This is a genomic window from Kushneria aurantia DSM 21353 (assembly GCF_000382245.1).
In the GTDB taxonomy this organism is placed as follows: domain Bacteria; phylum Pseudomonadota; class Gammaproteobacteria; order Pseudomonadales; family Halomonadaceae; genus Kushneria; species Kushneria aurantia.
Genome location: NZ_KB907868.1, coordinates 101,000 through 123,697, shown reverse-complemented (window position 1 = coordinate 123,697; position 22,698 = coordinate 101,000). Strand labels below are relative to the sequence as shown.

Here is a 22,698-nt window from a genome sequence, read left to right as displayed (position 1 = left end):
GAGCCATCGTGAACCAGCCCTCCTCCTTCGACCGCCCCGGCGCCCTTTTCGAGCGCTTTGCCAGTGGCGACGCGCTCTTCTCTTCGCCCACGGTCACGCTGCTGGGGCGCGGCGTAGCACATCAGTGTCACACCCCGGACGCCCGCCCGCAGACGCTGGAAAATGCCGCTCGTCGTCTTTTCGACAGCGCCCGCGCCAGCGGCCAGGCGCCGCTTCTGATGGGCATGATTCCTTTTGACCCGCATCACGGGGGGCGGCTTTTCATCCCCGACGAGCTGACCCGCACGCCGCCCTGCGCGAGCGATGAAGCCATCGACAGCGCGCCTTTGAAGGTGCAGGCCACCGCGATGACCGCCGAACCGGGGCTGACGCACTACCGCGACGCGGTGGCGCGCGCATTGGCGCTTTTCGACCACACGCCGCTGCAAAAGGTGGTGCTGGCGCGTGCGCTACGTGTCGACACTGCCGAGGCCGTAGAGACGCCCGCCCTGTTGCGGCGTCTGCGGGCGATCAACCCCCACGGCTACAACTTCGCCCTGCCACTGGGCGATAACGCGGCCCCCGACACCAGCCTGGTGGGCGCCAGCCCGGAGCTGCTGGTGCGCCGCGAAGGCCGCCGCATTATCGCCAATCCGCTGGCCGGCTCGGTGGCTCGCCATGACGACGCCGACGAGGACCGCCGGCGCGCCGGGCGGCTCGGCGCCTCCGACAAGGACCGCCGCGAGCACGCCCTGGTGGTCGATGCCATCGTCACGGCACTGCGCCCGCTGTGTCGCGAGCTTCAGGTACCGGCCGGACCTGAAGTGATCGCCACCGACCGCCTGTGGCATCTCTCGACCCGCCTTGAAGGCGAACTGGCCGACCCCGACATGAGTTCACTGGCGCTCGCTGCGGCACTGCACCCCACGCCGGCGGTGTGCGGCGCACCGTGGCGCGAGGCGCTGGATGCCATCCGCCGGCTGGAAGGTTTTTCCCGCGACGGCTTCGCCGGACTGGTGGGCTGGTGCGACGAAAACGGCGACGGTGAGTGGGCAATCGCCATTCGCTGCGCCGAGGTCGCGCCGCGCCACCTGCGCCTGTTTGCCGGCGCCGGGGTGCTCCCCGGCTCGACCCCCGAGGGGGAGCTGGCCGAAACCACCGCCAAGATGCGTACCATGCTCGACGCTCTGGGTCTCAAGGAGCCCCCCGAGGAGCGCGCCCCCGGGGCGACGAGCGCCACTGAAGACGAGCCGCTGCCATGACTGACTCGGGCACCGCCCTCACCCAACGCGCCACGCTCGACGAGATCGTCGCTCGCTGTCCGGACTATCCCGCCGAGCGCCGGCACCTGTATCGCCAGCAGGGCTGCTGGCAGGACGAGACCTTCGGCGCCATGCTGCGCCGGCTGGCCGCCGAGCACGGCGAGCGCGTGGCACTGGTCGACGGTGAACTGCGTCTCGGCTACCGGGCGCTGGATGCGCGGGTCGATGCGCTGGCGCGCGGGCTGCGCAATACCGGCATCGCACGCGGCGACCGGGTGGTGATCCAACTGCCCAACTGCCACGAATTCGTCATCGCCTGTTTCGCCCTGTTTCGCCTCGGCGCACTGCCGATATTCGCCCTGCCGGCCCATCGGCGCTTCGAGATCGAACACTTCTGCCGCGTCGCCAGCGCTCGGGCGCTGCTCATCGCCGATCGCCACGGCGGCTTCGACTACCGTGCCATGGCGCGCGCTATACAGCAGCAGCTGCCAACGCTTGAGCAGGTGATCGTCTGCGGCGAGGCCGAAGAGCTGACGCCCTTCGCGTCGCTTTATGACGAAACGGCCGAGCCGCTCGATGACGTACCCCAGGCCCAGGATCTCGCTTTTTTCCAGCTTTCCGGCGGCACCACCGGCGTTCCCAAGCTGATCCCCCGGCGCCACGACGACTACCGCTACAGCCTGGTCGAGAGCGTGCGCGCCTGTAATGTCACGCCCGACACCGTCTACCTGGTGGCACTGCCGATCTCGCACAACTTCCCGATGAGCTCGCCCGGTTTTCTCGGCGTGCTGCTGGGCGGTGGTCGGCTGGTGCTGGCGCCGCGCCCCAGCCCCGACGAGTGTTTTGCGCTGATCGAGCGCGAGCGGGTCACCATGACCGCGCTGGTACCACCGCTGGCGATGCTGTGGCTGGATAGCGCCCCCCACGCCGGCGCCGATCTGTCGAGCCTCGATATTCTTCAGGTGGGGGGTGCCAAGCTGGTCAGCGAGGCGGCGCGGCGGGTGGCGCCGACGCTGGGCTGCCGGCTGCAGCAGGTGTTCGGCATGGCCGAGGGGCTGGTCAATTACACCGGCCTCGATGATCCCATCGAGCTGATCAACACCACCCAGGGGCGGCCGATGTCGCCGTATGACGAGGTTCGCGTGGTCGACGATGACGACCGCCCGGTGCCCATCGGCGGCGTGGGCCACCTGATTACCCGTGGCCCCTACACCATTCCCGGCTATTTCATTGCCCCGGGCGAAGATGACGCGGGTGACAATGCCCATAACCGGCGCGCCTTCACCGCCGAGGGTTTTTATCGCACCGGCGACCGCGTCCAGCTCACCCCGGACGGCTACCTGATCGTCGAGGGGCGCGACAAGGATCAGATCAACCGCGGCGGCGAGAAGGTCGCCGCCGAAGAGGTCGAAAACCAGCTGCTGGCCCACGAGGCGGTACATGATGCCGCCGTGGTGGCGATGCCGGATGACTATCTGGGCGAGCGGGTGTGCGCTTTCGTGCTTACCCGCGGCGCGGTGCCAAAGCCTGCCGAACTCGCCCGTTTTCTGCGCGCTCGCGGGCTTGCCGACTACAAGGTGCCCGAGCGCTTTGAATTTCTTGACGCCTTCCCGCAGACCGGGGTGGGCAAGATCAGCAAGAAGGCGCTGCGCCAGACCCTGCGCGAGCAGTGGTTCACAGCGCCCGAGGAGGACAATCGAGCATGACCATTCCTGCGATTGCCGGCTACTCGCTGCCGAACGTCGACGAACTGCCGGCCAACCGGGTCGACTGGACGATCGCGCCGCAGCGCGCGGTACTGCTGATTCACGACATGCAGCGCTACTTTCTGGACAAGTATGACGTCGCGGCCGAGCCGATTCCCGCCGTGCTCGAGCATCTGGCCGGGCTCATCGCCGCTGCCCGCGAGGTCGGCGTGCCGGTGGTCTACACCGCTCAGCCCACCGACCAGCCCGACGACGACCGGGCGCTGCTCAACGACTTCTGGGGCCCGGGGTTGCCGGCTCACCCTGAGCAGTATCCGATCATCGACGCGCTCGCCCCGCGCGACGATGAATGGGTGTTGACCAAGTGGCGCTACAGCGCCTTCCAGCGCAGCGAGCTGCGCGAGCGCATGCGCCAGTGGGGCCGCGACCAGCTGATTATCGGCGGCGTTTACGCGCACATTGGCTGCCTTGCCACCGCGCTGGAGGGCTTCATGCAGGACGTTCAGTGTTTCCTGCTGGCCGACGGCGTGGCGGATTTCTCCCGCGCGCGCCATGACATGGCGCTGGACTACGTCGCCACCCGCTGCGGCGTCACCACCACCAGCGCGGCGGTGCGCGCCACCTTCACGCCCGGTGACGATGACCAGCACACCCATCAGCAAAAGCTGGTCGAGCGGGTGGCGGCGCTGGTCGGCGTCGCGCCCGCCGAGATTCCGCTTGACGACAACCTGCTGTTTCACGGCCTCGACTCGATGCGCATGATGAGCTTCGTCGAGGAGCTACGCCGCGAGGGCCAGGATATCAGCTTCATGGACCTGGTCGAGGCGCCCACCATCAAGGACTGGGTGGCGCTACTGCACCACGAGGAGGGCGGGACATGAGCGTCGTTGAAAGCCGCACCGCCAGACCGACAGCGCCGAAGGGCAAAAAACGCCCGCCGATGCTTCTGGAGGTAAAGCGGCGCGACACGGTGTCACCGCACATGATCCGCATCGTGCTGGGTGGCGAGGCGCTGGCCGGCTTCCCCGCCGACCGTGGCGGCGCGCATATCAAGGTCTTTCTGCCGCGCGAGCACCAGAGCGTGCCGAGCCTGCCGCAGTTGACCGAGCAGGGCGTGGTATGGCCCGATCCGGACGACAAGCCCATCACCCGCACCTATAGCGTGCGCCACTTCGACGTCGAGCGCTGCGAGCTGCATGTCGACTTCGTCGCTCACGGCGACGAGGGGCCGGCCTCGCGCTGGGCGCTCAACGCCCGGCCGGGCGATTTCATCGGCATCAGCGGCCCCGGCGGCCCCGACCCGCTGCTGCCGGCCGCCGACTGGTCGCTGATTGCCGGCGACATGACCGCCCTTCCCGCCATCAGTGCCCTGCTGGAAGCGATGGGCGACGACGCGCGCGGTGTGGTGCTGATCGAGGTCAGCGACGAGAACGAGCGCCAGCCACTCAAGGCCCCACCGGGACTTGCCGTGCGCTGGCTCTATCGCGGCGAGCTGCCCTCCTGCCTGTCGACACTGCAGATCGACGCCGTGCGCAACATTGACTGGCCGCAGTCAGGCAGCGTCAGCGCCTGGGTAGGCGGCGAGAACTCGGCGGTGCTGGCCCTGCGCGACCATTTGATGGCCGAGCGCGGTCTGGCCAGGCGTGATCTCTACGCCGTGCCCTACTGGCGCCACTGCTGGAACGAGGAGCGCTATCATCAGGAGCGTCACCGCATCATGGATGAGCTGAACCAGGTCAAGCTTCGCAGGTAAAAGGCAGCTTGACAGAGTTTCGGTAAGCAGTGGTTTACTGAGGCGGTCATTTCGTCCTGATGTGGAGAAATCGGCGATGCGTTTGAATGACTATCAGCGTCGGATAATCCTCGAGACGGTCAAAACCTGCTTCGGCCATCAAGCGCGGGTCAGGCTGTTCGGCTCGCGCACCGACGACCATGCGCGGGGCGGCGATATCGACCTGCTGATCAGCACCGACATGCAGGATGCCCGGGATGTCGTGCGTGCCGAAATGCGCTGTCAGGCACGGTTACAGCAGGTGCTGGGCGAGCAGAAAATCGATATGCTGATCGACTACCCGGGGCGGCGCAGCCATCCGGCTATTCTTGACATTGCAAAAAGCTCGGGGCTGCCGCTATGACCCGGGACGTCCCCTGGGCTCGCCTGCTGGATGCCTGGCGTGAGTGCCGCAGGCATGCCCACTTTATCGACTATGCCCTCTCTTCGCTGGCGCCTTCGCTACCGCTGACCGGCGAGCGCCTGATGACGCTCGGCGATGCCGATATTCAGGGTCTGGATCAGTTTGTCCTGCGGTTCGGTAAATTGCAGGATGCCATCGGCACAAGATTGCTGCCCTCGGTACTGCGCTATCTTCAGGAACCCTATGAAGATCGCCCGATGCTGGACAAACTCCACCGGCTGGAAAAACTGGGCTATCTGGCGGATAGCGAGCAGTGGCAGGCACTACGCATGCTGCGCAACCGCTTTGCCCATGAGTACCCCGATGATCCCGACAGGAATGCCGCCATCCTGATGCAGGCCATTGAGTCAGTGTCCCTTCTGGAGGCAATCCTGCAGCGTATCGACCAAAAGCTTTCGCTATCTGCCGAAGCATGAGCCTACGGGCATGACTTGCGACCGCAATGCACAAGGCCCGGCCGCTGGCCGGGTCCTGTGCGTTCAGGGTCCTGTCGGAAAAAGGGCGCCATCACGGTGCCCGCACTGAATCAGAAGTCGTAGCGCATTTCGGCCACCACGTTGGCGGGTTCGCCGTAGAAATTGAAGGTATTGGTCGACCCCACGCGGCTGTAGTACTCGCGATCAAAGATGTTGTTGAAGTTGAGCGATCCCTTGAGCTGCGAAGTGAAATCGTAGCCGATCATGGCATCCACCACCGCGTAGCCCGGCGCCTCGACCTGCGGTTCGGCGAAGCCGCTGAAGCTGTCCATGGCGGTGACACCGCCGCCGATATGCACACCGTCCAGGCGCCCTCCCTCGAAGCTGTACTGGGTCCAGAGGTTGACGGTGTTTTCGGGCATCAGCAGGAAGGTGCCGTCGCCGCGAGCGGTGGAGGCAGTCTCCACTTTGGTGTCCAGATACGTATAGCCGGCGATCACGTCCCACTGATCGGTAACGCTGCCGATCAGCTCGAGCTCGGCGCCCTGAATGCGAATCTCGCCGATCGGTACCACATAATTGTTGGCACCGTTGGCCGGCGCGGCGGCGCGGTTTTCATCGTAGAGACGGAAGGCGCTGAGGCGTGCGTTGAGATCGCCGTTGAAGTAGCTGCCCTTGATGCCCGCCTCATACTGATCGCCCTCGCGCGGCTCGATGATATCGCCACCGATATCGACGTCGGACTGCGGATTGAAGACCTGCGAATAGCTGGCGTAGAGCGAGTGATGCGCATCCAGGTCATAGACCAGACCGGCATAGGGCGTGAACGCCTCGTCGCTGCGCGTCCGCTCGGTGTCCGCCACGCGGTCGTGGTACTCGACGTCGTAATGGCTGATGCGGCCACCGCCGATCAGCGCCAGGTCCTGAAGCGGGCGGAAGGTCAGCCTGGAGTAGAGGCCGTACTCTTCGAGAGTATCGTCGCTGCTGGCATAGCCACGACCGCTGCGGCGGGCAGCGCCGAGGATATCAACGTAACGGATATCGCCGAAGGCGTCGGCATCCACCGGCCCGTTGGTCAGCGAGCGCGTGCGACCGGTTTCCTGCTCGGTATCGTAGCGCTTGTAGTCACTGCCGACGACGAACTCGCTGACGTTGCCAAAGGTCTGGAACGGCTGACTATAGCTGGCATCGAAGGAGACTGAATCCTCGTCGACGACGCTACCGATTCCCGCTGCGGTAGTCGAACCATTTTCATCCAGCGCACCGCCGGCGAAGGCGTAGTTGTAGTCGGCGTTGCGGTTGGAGTAGCGCGCCGCCACCCGGCCGTAGGCGCCGCTGTCGAAGCGGTGGGTCAGCTCGGCGATCCAGTCGTTGGACTGACTGTTGAAGGCGTTCCAGTCGGCGCCGAAGGATTTGCTGCGACGGAAATCGACCAGGTCGCCATTGGCGTCGGTAGGTAGACCGTTGTTGACCTGGATGTCCTTGTGCTGGCGCAGAAAGGCGAGCGCCAGGGTAGTGTCCGGGTCGAGATCGATATCCAGCGCGCCGTAGACATTGCTGCGCTGGTTGTCATTGCGATCGACGAAGCCATCGTTGTCGGTGCTGTCGACCACCAGCCGACCGCGTATGCTGCCATCACTGCTGATCGGCCCGGCAATATCGCTTTCGATATAGCGCTGACCATAGTTGCCGTAGCGACCGGTGACATGGCCCTGAAAGTCATAGGTGGGACGCTTGCGCACCAGGTTGACGATGCCGCCCATCTCGCTGGTGCTGTTGAAAAGCCCCGAGGGGCCACGCATGATCTCGACCCGATCGAAGGGCGCCAGCGACGGCACGGAGCCGGTAATACTCGACATCGGCGCCGGCAGGCCGTCGATGTTGTATTCGTTGTACTCATAGCCGCGGGAATAGATCGACGAGCGGCCGTCGTCGTTGGTCAGCACCCGCATGCCGGGCGTGCGTTTGGCCATTTGATCGAGGGTATCGAAGTTCTGATCCTCGATCGCATCGCGGGTCACCACGCTGATCGACTGCGGTATATCGCGCAGCGAAGCGGGAATTTTGGTCCCCACGGTGGCGGCGTCGACGCTATAGCCGCCGGTCTGCTCGGAAGGCAGCATCTCGTAGAGGCGGTTGCCCTCGACGGTAATCGTGTCAAGCCGCGAGTCGCCGCCGGAAACGGTAGTCGTGGTGGTAGTGGTTGTCGTAGTAGCGCCATCGGCCTGCGGTGCCTGCTCGGCGGCCTCAGCGCCCGCTACCGGCACCAGCACGGCGCCGGCCAGTAGCGGCGCAAGACAGCTTGCCCGGACGCAGCGCGCACGGGCCTTTTGTGATTCGCTCATTGATGATTCCCCTGAAATCTTTTTATACCCGCCCCCGACGCCTCCCTTCAGGCCGCCATGGGTATCAGAATCGTCCCGACGTCTTTTCGATTTACCGCCGTGGCGCGCTATCGACGCTGCAACCCTTGAGAGCAGCTTGATTTGCCACACTAATGTAGATGATAAACATTATCAAGCGCATCAACATTGCATCCTCCTCCGCCATCACGCCCTGGGTGACAGGCGCTATATGCCGGACGGACAGAGGGCGGCGCGACGATCATTTGATGGCTGTTTTGCACGCGGCTTTCGGCTGACGTTCAATAGGCACAGGGCAAACAGGGGAGCCTTCAATGAGCCATTTCGAACTTCATCCACGTCTGGCCACCGACACGCTTGATGCCGGCGAAACGCCGCTGTGCGCGCTGCGTCTGATGAACGACGCGCGCTTTTTCTGGGCGCTGCTGGTGCCACGGCGCGCCAATATCAGCGAGAGTTTCGAACTGGCCGTCGAGGAACGCGCTCGGCTGTGGCAGGAAACGGATGCACTGGGTGAGTTTCTCAAGCGCGAATGCAGGGCTGACAAGATCAACATCGCAGCGCTGGGCAACCAGGTGCCGCAACTTCACGTGCACGTCATCGCCCGCTTGCAGCGCGATGACGCCTGGCCGGGGCCGGTATGGGGTGTGGGCCGGGCGCAGGCGCTGAGCGGCGACGAACGCGAGCGCCGACTGGCACTGTTGAAACGCTTTATCGAGTGCCTGTGAACATCAGGGAACCGGCTGTGAAAAACGCCCGCCCGGCGACAGCGGCCCCTCACCAAGACGCTCGCCGATATCGAGTATCAGTCGGTCAAAAATCTGCGGTGCCAGCGCGGCGCTGCCGCGGCGGCCGGCAAGCGCCAGCTCGCTACCGCCGCCGGCCAGTGAGCGTACGTGCGCCTCGACCTGCCACTCGGGGCGGCCGGCATAGCGCGCCCGCAGCTCACCGAGGGCATGGTCGCCATAGACGATAACGAAGCGCTGTGCCGCCAGCGACGCCATGGTGGCCTCGAGCAGCTCATCGCTGGCAGCGTCAAAATGCTGTAGACGCTCGGGTGGCGGCTGCGGCGGCACGCCGGCACAGCTCGCCAGCCCGAGGACGATCAGGGTTGCGATGACAGCCGTCACGACACGCATCAGCGCACCTCGCTATCGGTCAGAGGATTGTCGACCGCCTGCGACAGCTGGCGGCAGAACGCATCATTGGTGGCATCGCGGGCATCGATCACATAGCCGTCGGCGCTCAGGGTAGTGATGCTTTTGACCACGTTATAGCCCTCTCCCGCAGCGCTGGCCGAGACGCGCTCAACGCTGCGAGGGTCATCGCGAAAGCCCCACCAGGGATCCTGAAGACCGTAACCGACACCGCCATAACGTATGCCGCGCCCAAACCCCAGACGCCACATCGGACCGCCGAAAGGCGTCTCGACGGCCCCCAGACCGGGGCGCAGGCGGGTACGCTGAGCGCTGACCAGCCCCAGCGCGACATCGGTGTTGACCACCTCATAGCCGTCGGCCTCGAGGGCCGCGGAGATCGCTTCGATCTGCTCGATCCGCGAGCCCTCCGGCGTCAGGGTACACAGGCGCCATGACGTGCCGGGTTCCAGCGCCAGCGGCGAGCTCGACGGCGACGCCACACAGCCGGCAAGAGTGAGTGCTGCCAAAGCGGCAAGCAGCGCCCTTGCCGGGCCCGCCAGCGGCGGCCTGCCGGCCGCGGATGTCTCAATCAATAACATGACAGCCTCCCATCGCGGATACCAATCTGTCTCTGCGCCCGCAAGTATCAATAAACGTTATCGTCTTCGCTATTACACAAAATATTACCTACGCTTCCCCGGGGCGTCACAGGCAACACACAAGGGGCTGAATCGATACCGATAGCCACTGACTGCGTCGCGCTCAGGAAGTCAGGATAACGAATTGTTTTACAACAAAGGGATCTTGCCTACATGAAAGAAGAGGCTGAAAAACCACAGAAGGCGGGTATCAATCCGCCAGTTTTTTACCCATCTGCCGCGGTCATACTGGCGCTGGTCCTTTTCGGCGGCATCTTCCCGAGCACCGCCGGTGCCGTATTCAACTCGGTTCAGTCCTGGATTATCAGCACCTTCGGCTGGCTCTATCTGCTGTCGATGGGCGTTTTCCTCGTGTTCATTCTGATCATGGCCTTCTCGCGATTCGGCCAGTTCAAGCTGGGCCCTGATCACAGCGAACCCGAGTTCAGCTACAGCTCATGGTTTGCCATGCTGTTCTCCGCCGGCATGGGCATCGGTCTGATGTTCTACGGCGTGGCCGAGCCGGTGACGCACTATGCCAACCCGCCACAGGCGCAAGGCAGCACTGAAATGGCGGCCCGCATGGCCATGGAGAGTACCTTTTTCCACTGGGGCTTCCACGCCTGGGGCGTGTACGCCGTCGTCGCACTGGCGCTGGCCTATTTCGGCTTCCGCCATGGCCTGCCGCTGCGCATCAGCTCGGCGCTCTATCCGCTGATCGGCAAGCGCATCTACGGTCCTATCGGTCATACGGTGGACGTCTTCGCCGTCTTCGGCACCATGTTCGGCGTCGCCACCTCGCTGGGGCTGGGCGTCAGCCAGGTCAACGCCGGTATCAACTTTCTTTTCGGTATCCCGGAGAACACCCTCGTTCAGTTCATTCTGATTGCCATCGTGACCGGTCTGGCCACCATGTCCGTGATCCTGGGGCTGGACGGTGGTATCCGCCGTATCTCCGAATGGAATCTGTGGCTGGCGCTCGCCCTGCTGATTTTCGTGTTCGTCGCCGGACCGACACTGTTCATTCTGCAGACCCTGCCGCAGAACATCGGCGCCTATCTCTCCTCGGTCGTCAACAAGACCTTCAACATGTTCGCCTACACCGGCGGGGAAGACACCGACGGCTTTCTCAGCGGCTGGACGCTGTTCTACTGGGCCTGGTGGATCGCGTGGTCGCCGTTCGTCGGCATGTTCATCGCCCGTGTATCGCGCGGTCGTACTATCCGCGAGTTCGTCCTCGGCGTCCTCTTCGTACCCTGTGGCGTCACCTTCGTGTGGCTCACCGTGTTCGGTGACAGCGCGCTGTATCAGATTCTCAATAATGTCTCGCCACAGCTGGTCGAGCAGGTACAGAACAACTCCGCAACCGCACTGTTTCACTTTTTGAATTCGATGCCGCTGTCGTTGATCACTTCGCTGATCGCGACCGTGCTGGTGATCACCTTCTTTGTAACGTCCTCCGACTCCGGCTCGCTGGTAATCGACATGCTGACCGCAAAGGACGGTGAGGAGTCACCCACCTGGCAGCGCATCTTCTGGGCCGTTTCCGAAGGCGTGGTGGCCTTCATTCTGCTGCTGGCCGGCGGTCTCGGCGCGCTTCAGGCGGCCTCGCTGATCTCGGCGCTGCCCTTCGCGCTGATCCTCATGGTGGTCTGTTTAGGGGTCTACAAGGCGCTGCGCGTCGAGCTGCTCAAGCAGGACAGCATGCGCCACATGATGAACACCCCGGGGAACGTCTCGCGGGTCGGTGCCGGCGGTAGCGCCCGTAGCGACTACTGGCAGAACCGGCTGCAGACGCTGGTCTCCTCGCCGCGCCGTCAACAGGTCAACAACTTCCTGCATGAAACCGTCGCGCCGGCGCTCAAGGAGGTTTCCGAGGAGTTCAAAAAACAGCAGCTGGATACCAGAATTACCGAAGAGGACGACCGCTGCTACCTGCGTGTCGGCCACGGTGACGAGATTGACTTCGTCTACGGTATCCGGGTCAGGCCCTATGCAGCGCCCTCCTTCACCCTCAACAGCGTGCGGCGCAACACCAGCAACGACAAGCGCAGCCACTATCGCGCCGAGGTGTTCCTGCGCGAGGGGGGACAGCAGTACAACGTGATGGGCTATGCGAAGCAGCAGGTGATCGGCGACGTGCTCGATCAGTACGAGAAGCATCTGCACTTCCTCCATCTACTGCGCTGATTGTTCATACTCGGCAACCCGGGCCCGCGCCACATGGCGCGGGCTGAGCCTGCTGACAAAGTTGCTGTCGGATCGTAAAAGCCTTTCACGAGGGCGCTATAAATCCTTCCATGGACGCTAAATTCGCCATCCCTGGCGAATAACCCTCGTTGCAGGCTGTTTCCGACCCTCTCCGCAGGGTCTTCACAAGGCTTTTACGGGCTTTGTCATCAATCCGGGCCCGCGCCACATGGCGCGGGCTTTTTTATGCTCGGCCTGGCGGTCACCCTTCAAGCCGCCTGCGGTACCGCAGGCGCGCAGGTAATCCTCGAGGTTGGCATGCAGTACTTGCACAGTGAGATGTCATTGCACGATGAGCAGGATGAAGGATGGCCGCAACGAATCTCAACGGACCTGACCTTGACCGCCATATGGCATTGGAATACTGTCAAATGGCAGATGCATTTCGAGGATGGTCGTTATGGCAATCGCCGAGCTCGAACCGAAGGCCGGGCGCTCAATTCAGGAGCGGACACTCCAGCGCCTCACAGGCAAACGTCCTGCGACGGTAAAATCCGCCCTCGATATACATGCGCTCATCGAGAAGGGGCTTCCTTCCGAAGGCGTTATCGACTTCGTTGAAACAATCGAATTACTTCATGACAAGAAAGTAGTTGCCAGGGTCTTCGGAATATCGGAACGGACCCTGTACCGACGCCGTAGCAAACCCGGCCCCCTCAGTACCGAGCAGAGCGGCCGGACATGGCGGTTTGCCGAAATTCTGACGAGGGCGGAGGATGTGTTCGGGGATTCCGGGACGGCTCAGCGCTGGATGAACACACCTGCCATGGCACTGGAGGGACACAAGCCGATAGACCTGATCACCACTCAGGTAGGTCATGATTTAGTGGATGATCTGCTAACCCGGCTGGATTACGGAGTTTATACCTGATGATGCATGCGTCGGGAGGCGGTAAAGTTTTCTTGTGGCGGCTCGAACGCGCGCGCCATGTGGAGACCTGGGAAGCAGGTATCGGCGCAGAGAAGGCAGGAGGTCGCTGGAATTCCAGGGGACGGCGAGCTGTATATGGTTCGCTCGACCCGGCAACCGCAATCCTGGAGGTCGCAGCGCACAAGGGATTCACCACTCTGGATACTGTCCCGCACATCCTCCTTTGTGCGGAAATTCTGGATCCGGACTGCGTTCACCAACTGGCCATCGACTGTCTCCCCAACAACAACTGGCTGATCCCCGGAACTCCCGGCCAGGGACAGCAACAATATGGGGATGGGCTACTCGATGAGCACCCTTTTTTCACCGTACCCTCTACCGTCTCTCGGCACAGCTGGAACATCGTTCTGAACCCCGACAGCGCGCGGGGAAAGTACCGGCTATGTCTTCAGGAGAGATTTTCGCTTGATACGCGCCTCAACCCTCCGCCCGACCCCTGGTAACAGCGCAGTGAGGTCACTTGTTGGTGACCCGCCCCCGATTTCAGCCGTCCCCCTTTGCTTTTCTGCCAGAGATCATGGACGCTGCGGATTGTCGAGCGCAGTCCTTTTGTCAATACCTTCTCGGGCCTGCTGAATAAAGTCGCCCGTCGGAGAAGCCCATGCATGTGCTGATCGCCCCGGACAGCTTCAAGGAGTCGCTCGACGCCGAGCAGACCGCTCGCGCCATCGCCCGTGGCGTCCGCGCCGCCAGCGCCGACGCCGAGGTGACCCTCTGCCCGCTGGGCGACGGCGGCGAGGGCACCCTGGCCGCCATTCTCGCCGCCAGCGGCGCCGAGGCGCGCAGCCTGACAGTGCAGGATGCCCTTGGCCGCCCCCACTCGGCCCGCTGGGGCTGGATCGCCACGCGGCGCACCGCCATCGTCGAACTGGCCGAGGCGAGCGGCCTGCAGCAATTGACAAGCGATGAGCGCGACGCGACGCGCACTTCCACCCACGGGGTAGGCGAGCTGATCGCGGCGGCACTGGATGCCGGCGCCGAGAAGCTGATGCTGACGCTGGGCGGCAGCGCCACCAATGACGGTGGCAGCGGTATGATGCAGGCGCTGGGCGCACGCTTCATCGACCGGCACGGCGAGACGCTCTCCCCCGGCGGCGCGGCGCTGGCGGGGCTTGAGCATATCGATCTGTCAGGGATCGATCCGCGCCTGGCAACCCTCGAGGTAGAAGCGGCGGTAGACGTCAACAATCCGCTGTGCGGCGCAAACGGCGCCAGTGCCGTATTCGGCCCGCAAAAGGGGGCGACGCCGCCGCAGGTCAAGGCGCTGGACGCTGCCCTGGCACGGCTGGCCGAGGTGGTGGCTGCCAGCGACATGTCGGATCATCGCGATACGCCCGGCGCCGGCGCGGCCGGCGGCATGGGCTTTGCCGCGCTGGCCTTTCTGGGCGCCCGGCTGCGCCCCGGCATCGAGCTGGTCATGGCACAGGTCGGTTTCGAGGCGGCGTTGGCAAGCGCGGATCTGGTGATCACCGGCGAGGGGCGTCTCGACGGCCAGAGCCTGGGCGGCAAGACACCGATCGGCGTCTCGCGCAGCGCGGCACGCGCCGGTGTCCCCTGCGTGGTGCTGGCCGGCAAGCTGGACGACGGCTGGCAGGCCGTGTTCGACGAGGGCGTCAGCGCCGCCTTCGCGCTGGCCGACGGACCGATGACGCTTGAACAGGCGCTGGAGGGCGCCGAGCGGCTGCTCGCCGAGCGCAGCGAATCCATCATGCGGCTGTGGCAGGCCGCTCAGTCGTCTTCGCGCCGCGGCTGATCCGCCTCGCGCTGTTCGGCTTCGCGCCCCTGCTCGGCGGCCTCCACAACGCTTGACGGCCAGTCGCGGCGGTTGCGCGCGCCCAGCGCGTTGAGCCGCCCCGCCTGGGCGATCAGGCTGCCCTGGCCGTCGCGCAGACGGTCCATCGCCTGCCGGTGGCTGTTGCCGGCGCGCGTCAGGTGGGTACCGACATCGTCCATGCTGGCGACGAAGTTCTGACACTTCTCCAGCAGCTTCTCGGCCCGCGAGACGATCTCGCGGGCGTTATCGTTGTGACGCTCGAGCCGCCACAGCCCCGCCACCGTGCGCAGACTGGCGAGCAGCGTGGTGGGCGTGACCAGTACCACCCGGCGGTCGAAGGCGTCGTGAAAGAGCCGGTCGTCGTGCTCGAAGACGGCGGCGAAGGCGGGCTCGACCGGCATGAACAGAAACACCATATCGGGCGCGTTCATGCCGGCAAGGCGCGGGTACTCCTTTGCCGCCAGTGACTCGATGTGGCCCCGCACCGAGCGCAGATGGCGCTGCATGGCAGCGTGTCGGACGGCGTCGTCGGTCGCCGCCACCACCTCGCTCCAGGCGTTGAGCGACACCTTGGCGTCGACGATCAGATGACGCTTCTCCGGCAGATAGATCACTGCGTCGGGACGCAGCCGGCCACCCTCGTCGTTTTCAAGGCTCACCTCGCGCGCATATTCGATGCCGGCCCGCAGGCCGGAGCGCTCCAGCACCCGTTCCAGGATCAGTTCGCCCCAGTTGCCGCGCGCCTTGCTGTCGCCCTTCAGCGCCCGGGTCAGGTTGCTGGCGTCTTCGCTCATCTGACGGTTGAGTCCGGCCAACTGGTCGAGCTGGCCGGCGAGCTGCGTATGGCCGCGCTGCTGCTCGCCGTGCAGGGTCTCGATGCGGGCGCGAAACTGCTCGATCTGCTCGCGCAGCGGCGCCGTCAGGCCGGCGATGCTGTCGCGGCTGTACTGCGCGAACTGCTGCTGGCGCTCATCGAAGATACGCCCCGCCAGACGCTCGAACTCGCGGGTCAGCTCCTCGCGGGCGCTGACGAGGGTCGCCATGCGCTCCTCGAAGTGGGCGCTGTCCTTCTGCCGCTCCACCTCCAGCCGCGTGCAGCGCTCGCGGTAGTCGGCCAGTTCGGCACCCAGCGTCGTCAGCCGGCGTTCGCGCTCATCAAGCTGCTGGCGCTGCTGCTGGCCGTGAGCGCGCTCGCGTTCCAGCAGCGCCTCGCGCTCGGCCAGCAGTCGCTCGGTCTCAACCTGCTGCTCGCGGGCCTCCTCCAGGGTTTCCTGCAATGCTGCCAGGCGCGTATCGCGCCGGCGCAGCACGCGCCAGCAGAGTGCCGCCGTACCCAGCACCATCACAGCGGTCATTATCAGCGTGGTTACCGCCATCGGCGGCAGGGAGAGTGAATCCATTGTCTGCGTCGTCATACCCTTGTGGCCGGGGTCGATCAGCTTACCCGAGGTCGCCGTGATATCGCATCCGGGCGGCCGACTGCGGCATGAATCAATATTGGCTTCTACACTGGAAATCCGGATTGATCGCCACGACGCTGTCCATTGCAGGCGGTGTCATCAATATCCTGAAGGAGATGGATCTCATGGAAACGATCAAACTGCCCAACAGTGATCTCGAACCCTCGCGCATCGCCCTGGGCACCTGGGCGATCGGCGGCTGGATGTGGGGCGGTACCGACGAAAAGCAATCGATCGACACCGTCCAGAGTGCCGTCGCGCGTGGTATCACCTGCATCGACACTGCCGCCGTCTACGGCTTCGGCGAGTCGGAGCGACTGGTCGGCAAGGCGCTGAAAGAAGGCGGTATCCGCGACCGGGTAGTGCTGGCTACCAAGTGCGGCCTCAACTGGAACGACAACGGGCCGTATCGCGATGCCAGCCGCGCTCGTATCGAGCGTGAGGTCGACGACAGCCTGAAGCGGCTGCAGAGCGACTATATCGATCTTTATCAGCTGCACTGGCCCGACCCCACCGTCGAGGTGGAAGAAGCCGCCACCGTGCTGCGCGAGCTCAGGGAGCGCGGCAAAATTCGCGCCGTGGGCGTCTCCAACTTCTCGGTTGAACAGATGCGCGCCTTCGAAAAGGTCTGCCCGCTCTCCACAGTGCAGCCGCCCTACAATCTTTTCGAGCGCGACATCGAGCGCGATATCCTGCCGGCGGCGCGTGAAGATGGCGTCGGCACCCTCACCTACGGGGCGCTCTGCCGCGGCTTTTTGTCAGGCAAGATGGGCCGCGACACCACCTTCGAGGGTGACGACCTGCGCAACAACGACCCCAAGTTTCAGTCGCCACGCTATGCGCAGTACCTCAGCGCGGTCGAAAAACTCGATGCCTACGCCCGCGAGCACTACGACAAGCGCGTACTCCACCTGGCCCTGCGCTGGCTGCTCGATCAGCCCGGCGTCTCCGTCGCCCTGTGGGGCGCGCGCCGTCCGGACCAGCTCGACCCGGCCAGCGAGGTGATGGGCTGGTCACTCAGCGACCGGGCACTGCGCGACATCGACGACATCCTCGCCGAGTGCATCACCGACCCGGTGGGGCCGGAGTTCATGGCGCCGCCGACGAGGAACGAGGCGTAAGGCGTCATGAAGGTGGGGTAGAGAGGATGGCGCCGCCGATTTCAAAACGGCTGCTGCACCGCGAGCAGGTTTCCGCAAGGGCGCTGTAAACCCATCCCTGGGCGCTACTTTCACCATCCATGGCGAAAGACCCTTGCTTCAACCTGCTCTCGGCCTCGTTACCTCTCGTACCTTGAAAATACGTTTCAGGGCGCCGTCCCTTGAAAAACCGCGACTTCGATAGCACCAATCTAAGCAGGACACATCAACCACCAAAGGATTGGGGTAATACATGAGTCAGGATCTGGTAGGCGTTCGTGTTGCCATCATGGCCACACATGGCTTTGAAGAGTCGGAACTTGCAGTGCCCAGAGCAACCCTGGAAGCCGAGGGCTGCGAAGTGCATGTGGTAGCCCCCGAACGGGGCGATATTCGCGCCTGGGCCGAAACCCGATGGGGCGACGAGTATCCGGTCCACAAAAGCCTCGATGAAGTCAGCTCTCACGACTACTTCGCGCTGGTACTCCCGGGCGGCGTGCTCAACCCCGACAGCCTGCGTACCCACGAAAAAGCGTTGACCTTCGCACGCGGCTTCTTCGAAGAGGGCAAGCCGGTGGCCGCCATCTGCCACGCCGCCTGGACGCTGATCAATGCCGGCGTCGTCGATGGCCGTCGCATGACCTCTATCCCTTCGCTGCGCAAGGATCTGGAAAACGCCGGCGCGAAGTGGGAAGACAGCGAGGTGGTCTGCGACAGCGCCTTTGTCACCAGCCGCAAGCCGGCCGATCTTGACGCCTTCTGCAGCAAGCTGATCGAAGAGATGCGCGAAGGCCGTCATCGCCACCAGCACGCCTGAGCACCCGCTCTTGCCGTATCACGCTATTTTATCGCGACTACAAAGGGAACAAGGAGTGTTTCAATGACCGAACTCAAGGGCACCAGAGTCGCCATTCTGGCCACCGACGGCTTCGAGGAGTCGGAGCTTGCCGAACCCAAAAAGGCACTGGAAGCACAGAGCATCGAAGTCCATATCGTGGCACCCAAAAAGCACGGCATTGTCGCCTGGGCAGAGACCGATTGGGGCAAGGAGTATCCGGTCGACCGCGTGCTTGAGGAAGTGAGCGCCGACGACTACTTCGCGCTTGTACTGCCGGGCGGCCTCTTCAATCCCGATGAGCTGCGCCTCAACGAGAAGGCGCTCACTTTCGTGCGCGACTTCTTCAAGGCCGGCAAGCCGGTCGGCGCGATCTGCCACGCGGCCTGGATTCTGATCAACGCCGAGGTGGTCGAAGGCCGTCGCCTGACCTCGGTGCACTCCATTGCTCAGGATCTGAAAAACGCCGGCGCGCAGTGGGAAGACAGCGAAGTGGTATGCGACAGCGCCTTTGTCACCAGCCGTACGCCGGCTGACCTGCACGCCTTCAACAACAAGCTGATCGAAGAGATCAAGGAAGGCCGCCACCGTCATCAGCACGCCTGATCGACACTGATGGGCGGTCCGCCGCCAGCCCCAAAGAAGCCGGCGTCTCTTCGTGAGGCGCCGTTTTCATATGCACCTGCCGCCGAGCCACCTACCCGGCGACGCCTGGCATGAAACCCGGGCGCCTGACCGTGGTCGCAAACAGGGTAGCCCTTATGGCTCCCTTTACCGGCCATGGCGTGGAACGGACTCTTTCAATGTCGATTATTCTGCTGGCTCTGACACTGGTGCTGACCGCGGCGCTTACCGGTGTTGCATCGCGCTTTATCAACTGGTTGCCGCTGCCTTTGATGCAGATCGGCACCGGCGCCCTGCTGGCGCTGCCCTTCTCGCCGCTACAGGTTCCACTCCATCCCGGCACCTTCATGCTGCTGTTCGTGCCACCGCTACTCTTTGCCGAAGCGTGGCGTTTTCCACAGCGCGAACTGATGTCGCTGCGACACCCCATTATCGCACTGGCGGTGGGCCTGGTGCTGTTTACCGTGGTGCTGCTGGGGCTCTTCATTCACTGGCTGCTGCCCGGCCTGCCACCTGCCGTCTGTTTTGCGCTGGCGGCCATCGTTTCGCCCACCGACGCAGTAGCGGTCGCCGCCATTTCAGGCCGTCTGGGCATGCCGGCACGGTTGATGCACATTCTCGACGGCGAGTCGCTGATGAACGACGCCTCCGGCCTGGTCGCGCTCAAGTTCGCTGTGGCCGCCATAATGACCGGCAGCTTCTCGATCGGGCAGGCCTCGCTCGATTTCATGCTGATGACCGCCATCGGGGTCGCCGTGGGCACTGCCCTGGCCTTTATCTTCTCTACCCTGAGACGGTTGTTGCTCGACAAACGCGGTGTCGAGTCTTCCATCGAGATCGTACTACTGATGCTGGTCGTACCTTTCGCCACCTACCTGGTTGCCGACCGTCTGGGCGGCTCCGGCATTCTGGCCGCCGTGGCCGCCGGCATCACCATCAATCGCACCGAACTCAAGCGCCATGCCCAGAGCCAGACACGCATGCAGCTCAACCATTTCTGGGAGATGCTGACCTTTCTGCTCAATGCGCTGGTCTTCATCGTACTGGGGCTACAGCTGCCCAATATCATCGGCGGCGCCATCTCTGTATCGCTGCGCGATAGCCAGGGCTTCACCCTCGGCGAGCTGCTGCTGTATGTCGGCGCTATCACCGCGGTGCTGCTGGTACTGCGCTTTTTCTGGATCGGTGGCGCTATCTGGCTGTCGCGACTTTCGCGGCGACGACGGCGCGCCGTTCAAGTGCCCTTTTCAACGCGCGTCACCAGCATCGGCACACTGGCCGGCATTCGCGGCACCATTACTCTGGCCGCCGCCCTGTCGCTGCCGCTGGCACTGCCCGACGGCAGTGCCCTGCCCGGGAGAGAACTGGTGGTCTTTCTGGCCACCGGCGTCATTCTCCTGACCCTGCTGCTGGGGAGCCTGGGGCTGCCGCTGTTGCTACGCGGCCTCGACTATTCCGGCGAGAACTGGCGCCAGGAGGAGATCAGCGAGGCGCGCCAGCGCGCTTTCCAGACCGCCATCAGAGCGATCGAGAGGTGGCATGAGGAGGCCGCCGAGCGTCACACCGGCGAACTCGAGCGCAGCGTACTAACCGACACCAGCACACGTATGATCGGCTACTACCGCAACCTGATGACCATCGACGATCAGCGCGCCCGCTCCGAACGCCACGAACTCGATCAGCGCTTTTCACGTCAGGCGCGGCTGGAGGCGCTGCGCGCCGAGCGCCATGAGTACTACCGCCTGCGTGCCGCACATCGTATTGACGACGACACCCTGCGCCGGCTGGTCCACGAACTGGACCTTGTAGAAATGGCGCTGACTTCGAGAACACAGTGACGCATCGCTGGTAATCGCCGCATCCCACTTGCTATAAAAGAAGAGATAAAGGGCCCGGGTGACATCCTCTTCTGAAATGCCCAAACAACCACAAGGATAAAATCCCATGAACCAGACCGATTCAACACCGGAGGACAAGCGACGCACGGGGGGTCTGTTGAAGTCACTGCTGGCGCTTGACCGGCTGCTGGGCGTGGTCGAACGTACCCTGATCGGCGGCGCCATCCTCTTCATGGCGTTTTTGATGAGCGCTCATGTGGTGGGCAATATCTTCTTCGGTCAGGGCATCGCCGGCACCTACGAAATCACCGAAATGCTGATCGTGGTGATCACCTTCATCGGCGTTGGCTACGGTGCGCGCCACGCACGTCATATCAGCATGTCCGCCTTCTACGAACAGCTGCGCGGCCGCGCCCGCAAGACGCTTTTAATCGTGATCTGCCTGGGTACCGCACTGTTGATGTTCTATTTCTGCTACAAGTCGATCGAATACGTCATGGCGCTTCACCGTCGCGGTCGTACCAGTGCATCGCTGCAGATTCACTTATGGATGGTGTATACCGCACTGCCGGTCGGATTCACGCTGGCCGGTATCCAGTACGTACTGACGGCGCTGCGTAACCTGCTCAGTCCCGGTGTATGGCGCTCGCTCACCGAGCGCGAAGAGCACAGTGAGGTGCCACTGGATGATGATGGCGCGTCCGACAGCGCCCGCCAGGGCTGAGACGGCGTTTTGAACCGCAATAACGACAACACAATACAAGGACGACCCCCATGCTGATTGGTCTTGGCGTGCTCATGCTGGTGCTTTTGCTGCTGGGTTTTCCCATGATGGTGCCGCTGGCGGCCGGCACGCTCTACATGATGTTCACCGGCATGACCTTTTTTGGCCCCGACCAGGCGGTCAGCTGGATGATCAATGGCGTTGGCAGTTGGGTGCTGGCAGCGGTGCCGATGTTCATCTTCGCCGCCGACATCCTTACCAAGGGCCACACCGCCAACCGCCTGCTGGACGTGGTGGACGCCTTTACCCGCCATCTGCGCGGCGGCCTGCCGATTACCACCGCCGCTTCCTGTGCGCTGTTCGGCGCCGTTTCCGGCTCGACCCAGGCCACCGTGGTGGCAATGGGCGGACCGATGCGCCCGCGTCTTCTGAAGAAAGGCTACTCAGACGCCTTTTCGCTGGCGCTGATTATCAATGCCAGCGACGTGGCGCTGCTGATTCCGCCCAGCATCGGCTTCATCATCTACGGCGTGGCGATGCAGACCTCGATCGGCGATCTGTTCCTCGCCGGTATCCTGCCCGGCGTGCTGATTCTGGGGATGTTCGCCCTCTACTGCTGGATCGACTCACGCCTCAAGGGCATCGATCCGGAGCCGAAAGCCACATGGCGTGAACGCGCCCAGGCGCTCAAGCGGGTGATCCTGCCGATGGGCTTTCCGATTCTGGTGGTGGGCGGCATTTACGGCGGTTTCTTCAGCGCCGTCGAGGCCTCGGCGGTGGCCGTCGCCTACGCCCTGCTGCTGGAGGTGGTGATCTATCGTCAGGTGTCGATTCGCGACCTGGGCATCCTTGCGCTCTCCACCGGCCTGATCACTGCCGTGGTGTTTATTCTGGTGGCGATCGGTGCCGCCTTCTCGCAGGCGATGGGCACCGCCGGCGTCCCCAATCAGATTCTCGGCCCGCTGATCGACTCGATCGGCGACAATCAGTTTCTCGCCCTGCTGCTGATCGCGGCGGCCTTTTTCATCGGCTGCATGTTCGTCGACCCCATCGTGGTCATCCTGATTCTGGTGCCGATCTTCAAGCCACTGGTGCAGTCCACCGGGCTCGATCCCATCCATGTCGGCGTGATCGTCACCCTGCAGGCGGCCATTGGTTCGGCCACGCCGCCCTTCGGCTGCGATATCTTTACCGCCATCGCGGTCTTTCGTCGCCCCTACCTGGAGGTGATTCGCGGCACACCGCCCTTCATCTTCATTCTGCTGCTGGCGACCCTGATCCTGATCCTGTTCCCGCAGATCTCGTTGCTGCTGCCGTCGCTGGGCGGTGAATAAGTGGCGGTCACAGCCGCATAAAACTGTCAGGCAAACAAAAAACCCGGAAGCAGAAAGCTTCCGGGTTTTGCATTACAGCAGCGTTCGGCGA

Annotated in this window: 21 protein-coding genes; 17 read left to right on the top strand and 4 right to left on the bottom strand. The window is 63.7% G+C overall.

All coding sequences use genetic code 11. From position 1 onward, the window contains the following. Positions 1–8 precede the first annotated feature (8 nt). The 6 genes from H146_RS18730 to H146_RS0107140 all read left to right on the top strand — a co-directional run bounded on the left by H146_RS18730 (position 9) and on the right by H146_RS0107140 (position 5,558). A complete protein-coding gene (locus tag H146_RS18730; RefSeq protein WP_019951194.1) occupies positions 9–1,241 on the top strand; it encodes an isochorismate synthase in 1,233 nt (410 codons plus the stop codon). Then, a complete protein-coding gene (locus tag H146_RS0107160; protein ID WP_019951193.1) occupies positions 1,238–2,947 on the top strand; it encodes a (2,3-dihydroxybenzoyl)adenylate synthase in 1,710 nt (569 codons plus the stop codon). The genes H146_RS18730 and H146_RS0107160 overlap by 4 nt, the downstream gene beginning before the upstream one ends. Further along, positions 2,944–3,828: an isochorismatase gene (locus H146_RS0107155; protein WP_019951192.1), complete on the top strand. Its 885-nt coding sequence runs from the start codon at positions 2,944–2,946 to the stop codon at positions 3,826–3,828. The genes H146_RS0107160 and H146_RS0107155 overlap by 4 nt, the downstream gene beginning before the upstream one ends. Then, complete coding sequence (locus H146_RS0107150) at positions 3,825–4,700, top strand: siderophore-interacting protein (RefSeq protein ID WP_019951191.1); 876 nt, start codon at positions 3,825–3,827, stop codon at positions 4,698–4,700. The genes H146_RS0107155 and H146_RS0107150 overlap by 4 nt, the downstream gene beginning before the upstream one ends. A gap of 76 nt (positions 4,701–4,776) precedes the next feature. Then, complete coding sequence (locus H146_RS0107145; protein WP_019951190.1) at positions 4,777–5,082, top strand: nucleotidyltransferase domain-containing protein; 306 nt, start codon at positions 4,777–4,779, stop codon at positions 5,080–5,082. Then, complete coding sequence (locus H146_RS0107140) at positions 5,079–5,558, top strand: hypothetical protein (protein WP_019951189.1); 480 nt, start codon at positions 5,079–5,081, stop codon at positions 5,556–5,558. Before H146_RS0107145 ends, H146_RS0107140 begins: the two co-directional genes overlap by 4 nt. Before the next feature lie 110 nt (positions 5,559–5,668). On the opposite strand, the gene H146_RS0107135 is transcribed toward H146_RS0107140, so the two are convergent. Further along, positions 5,669–7,903 (bottom strand): TonB-dependent siderophore receptor, encoded by a 2,235-nt coding sequence (locus tag H146_RS0107135; protein ID WP_019951188.1) that lies wholly within the window; start codon positions 7,901–7,903, stop codon positions 5,669–5,671. A 332-nt stretch (positions 7,904–8,235) separates the two neighbouring features. On the opposite strand from H146_RS0107135, the gene H146_RS0107125 reads away from it, so the two are divergent. Next, positions 8,236–8,649, top strand: coding sequence for an HIT domain-containing protein (locus tag H146_RS0107125; RefSeq protein WP_019951186.1), 414 nt, complete (start codon positions 8,236–8,238; stop codon positions 8,647–8,649). Between the two features lie 3 nt (positions 8,650–8,652). On the opposite strand, the gene H146_RS0107120 is transcribed toward H146_RS0107125, so the two are convergent. Together H146_RS0107120 and H146_RS0107115 are read right to left on the bottom strand one after the other, a co-directional pair. Continuing rightward, positions 8,653–9,060: a hypothetical protein gene (locus tag H146_RS0107120; protein ID WP_019951185.1), complete on the bottom strand. Its 408-nt coding sequence runs from the start codon at positions 9,058–9,060 to the stop codon at positions 8,653–8,655. Beyond that, positions 9,060–9,653 carry a hypothetical protein gene (locus tag H146_RS0107115; protein WP_169433464.1) on the bottom strand — a complete coding sequence of 198 codons (594 nt, stop codon included), beginning with the start codon at positions 9,651–9,653 and terminating at the stop codon, positions 9,060–9,062. The genes H146_RS0107120 and H146_RS0107115 overlap by 1 nt, the downstream gene beginning before the upstream one ends. 219 nt (positions 9,654–9,872) lie before the next feature. Here H146_RS0107115 and H146_RS0107110 point away from each other — a divergent pair, with 219 nt between their 5' ends. The 4 genes from H146_RS0107110 to H146_RS0107095 all read left to right on the top strand — a co-directional run bounded on the left by H146_RS0107110 (position 9,873) and on the right by H146_RS0107095 (position 14,632). Then, positions 9,873–11,888 (top strand): BCCT family transporter, encoded by a 2,016-nt coding sequence (locus tag H146_RS0107110; protein WP_019951183.1) that lies wholly within the window; start codon positions 9,873–9,875, stop codon positions 11,886–11,888. A gap of 460 nt (positions 11,889–12,348) precedes the next feature. After that, positions 12,349–12,819 (top strand): type II RES/Xre toxin-antitoxin system antitoxin, encoded by a 471-nt coding sequence (gene parS / locus H146_RS0107105; protein ID WP_019951182.1) that lies wholly within the window; start codon positions 12,349–12,351, stop codon positions 12,817–12,819. After that, the gene (locus H146_RS0107100; protein ID WP_019951181.1) at positions 12,819–13,322 is read left to right on the top strand and encodes an RES family NAD+ phosphorylase; all 504 of its coding nucleotides are present in this window, start codon (positions 12,819–12,821) and stop codon (positions 13,320–13,322) included. The genes parS and H146_RS0107100 overlap by 1 nt, the downstream gene beginning before the upstream one ends. Before the next feature lie 158 nt (positions 13,323–13,480). Next, on the top strand, positions 13,481–14,632 hold the full coding sequence (locus H146_RS0107095; RefSeq protein WP_019951180.1) for a glycerate kinase: 1,152 nt from the start codon (positions 13,481–13,483) through the stop codon (positions 14,630–14,632). Here the strand turns inward: H146_RS0107095 and H146_RS18725 are convergent. Then, positions 14,608–16,053: a DNA recombination protein RmuC gene (locus H146_RS18725; protein ID WP_245558698.1), complete on the bottom strand. Its 1,446-nt coding sequence runs from the start codon at positions 16,051–16,053 to the stop codon at positions 14,608–14,610. The genes H146_RS0107095 and H146_RS18725 overlap by 25 nt on opposite strands. A gap of 185 nt (positions 16,054–16,238) precedes the next feature. Between H146_RS18725 and H146_RS0107085 the strand changes: the two genes are divergently transcribed. From H146_RS0107085 to H146_RS0107060, 6 genes are all read left to right on the top strand, one after another. Beyond that, positions 16,239–17,234 (top strand): aldo/keto reductase, encoded by a 996-nt coding sequence (locus H146_RS0107085; RefSeq protein ID WP_026351812.1) that lies wholly within the window; start codon positions 16,239–16,241, stop codon positions 17,232–17,234. A 271-nt stretch (positions 17,235–17,505) separates the two neighbouring features. Then, the gene (locus H146_RS0107080) at positions 17,506–18,069 is read left to right on the top strand and encodes a type 1 glutamine amidotransferase domain-containing protein (protein WP_019951177.1); all 564 of its coding nucleotides are present in this window, start codon (positions 17,506–17,508) and stop codon (positions 18,067–18,069) included. 63 nt (positions 18,070–18,132) lie between these two features. Next, positions 18,133–18,693: a type 1 glutamine amidotransferase domain-containing protein gene (locus tag H146_RS0107075; protein ID WP_019951176.1), complete on the top strand. Its 561-nt coding sequence runs from the start codon at positions 18,133–18,135 to the stop codon at positions 18,691–18,693. Positions 18,694–18,890: 197 nt separating this feature from the next. Then, a complete protein-coding gene (locus H146_RS0107070) occupies positions 18,891–20,549 on the top strand; it encodes a Na+/H+ antiporter (protein WP_019951175.1) in 1,659 nt (552 codons plus the stop codon). A gap of 106 nt (positions 20,550–20,655) precedes the next feature. Then, entirely contained in the window at positions 20,656–21,273 is a 618-nt protein-coding gene (locus H146_RS0107065) for a TRAP transporter small permease (RefSeq protein ID WP_019951174.1), read from the top strand. A 50-nt stretch (positions 21,274–21,323) separates the two neighbouring features. Continuing rightward, positions 21,324–22,607, top strand: coding sequence for a TRAP transporter large permease (locus tag H146_RS0107060; protein WP_019951173.1), 1,284 nt, complete (start codon positions 21,324–21,326; stop codon positions 22,605–22,607). Positions 22,608–22,698 lie beyond the last annotated feature (91 nt).

Coding starts and splice junctions, on each gene's coding strand:
- parS (WP_019951182.1), top strand. CDS start 12,349: ATGGCAATCGCCGAGCTCGAACCGAAGGCCGGGCGCTCAATTCAGGAG.
- H146_RS0107095 (WP_019951180.1), top strand. CDS start 13,481: ATGCATGTGCTGATCGCCCCGGACAGCTTCAAGGAGTCGCTCGACGCC.
- H146_RS0107060 (WP_019951173.1), top strand. CDS start 21,324: ATGCTGATTGGTCTTGGCGTGCTCATGCTGGTGCTTTTGCTGCTGGGT.
- H146_RS0107070 (WP_019951175.1), top strand. CDS start 18,891: ATGTCGATTATTCTGCTGGCTCTGACACTGGTGCTGACCGCGGCGCTT.
- H146_RS18725 (WP_245558698.1), bottom strand. CDS start 16,053: ATGGATTCACTCTCCCTGCCGCCGATGGCGGTAACCACGCTGATAATG.
- H146_RS0107085 (WP_026351812.1), top strand. CDS start 16,239: ATGGAAACGATCAAACTGCCCAACAGTGATCTCGAACCCTCGCGCATC.
- H146_RS0107100 (WP_019951181.1), top strand. CDS start 12,819: ATGATGCATGCGTCGGGAGGCGGTAAAGTTTTCTTGTGGCGGCTCGAA.
- H146_RS0107080 (WP_019951177.1), top strand. CDS start 17,506: ATGAGTCAGGATCTGGTAGGCGTTCGTGTTGCCATCATGGCCACACAT.
- H146_RS0107155 (WP_019951192.1), top strand. CDS start 2,944: ATGACCATTCCTGCGATTGCCGGCTACTCGCTGCCGAACGTCGACGAA.
- H146_RS0107140 (WP_019951189.1), top strand. CDS start 5,079: ATGACCCGGGACGTCCCCTGGGCTCGCCTGCTGGATGCCTGGCGTGAG.
- H146_RS0107065 (WP_019951174.1), top strand. CDS start 20,656: ATGAACCAGACCGATTCAACACCGGAGGACAAGCGACGCACGGGGGGT.
- H146_RS0107120 (WP_019951185.1), bottom strand. CDS start 9,060: ATGCGTGTCGTGACGGCTGTCATCGCAACCCTGATCGTCCTCGGGCTG.
- H146_RS0107135 (WP_019951188.1), bottom strand. CDS start 7,903: ATGAGCGAATCACAAAAGGCCCGTGCGCGCTGCGTCCGGGCAAGCTGT.
- H146_RS0107125 (WP_019951186.1), top strand. CDS start 8,236: ATGAGCCATTTCGAACTTCATCCACGTCTGGCCACCGACACGCTTGAT.
- H146_RS0107110 (WP_019951183.1), top strand. CDS start 9,873: ATGAAAGAAGAGGCTGAAAAACCACAGAAGGCGGGTATCAATCCGCCA.
- H146_RS0107160 (WP_019951193.1), top strand. CDS start 1,238: ATGACTGACTCGGGCACCGCCCTCACCCAACGCGCCACGCTCGACGAG.
- H146_RS0107075 (WP_019951176.1), top strand. CDS start 18,133: ATGACCGAACTCAAGGGCACCAGAGTCGCCATTCTGGCCACCGACGGC.
- H146_RS0107145 (WP_019951190.1), top strand. CDS start 4,777: ATGCGTTTGAATGACTATCAGCGTCGGATAATCCTCGAGACGGTCAAA.
- H146_RS0107150 (WP_019951191.1), top strand. CDS start 3,825: ATGAGCGTCGTTGAAAGCCGCACCGCCAGACCGACAGCGCCGAAGGGC.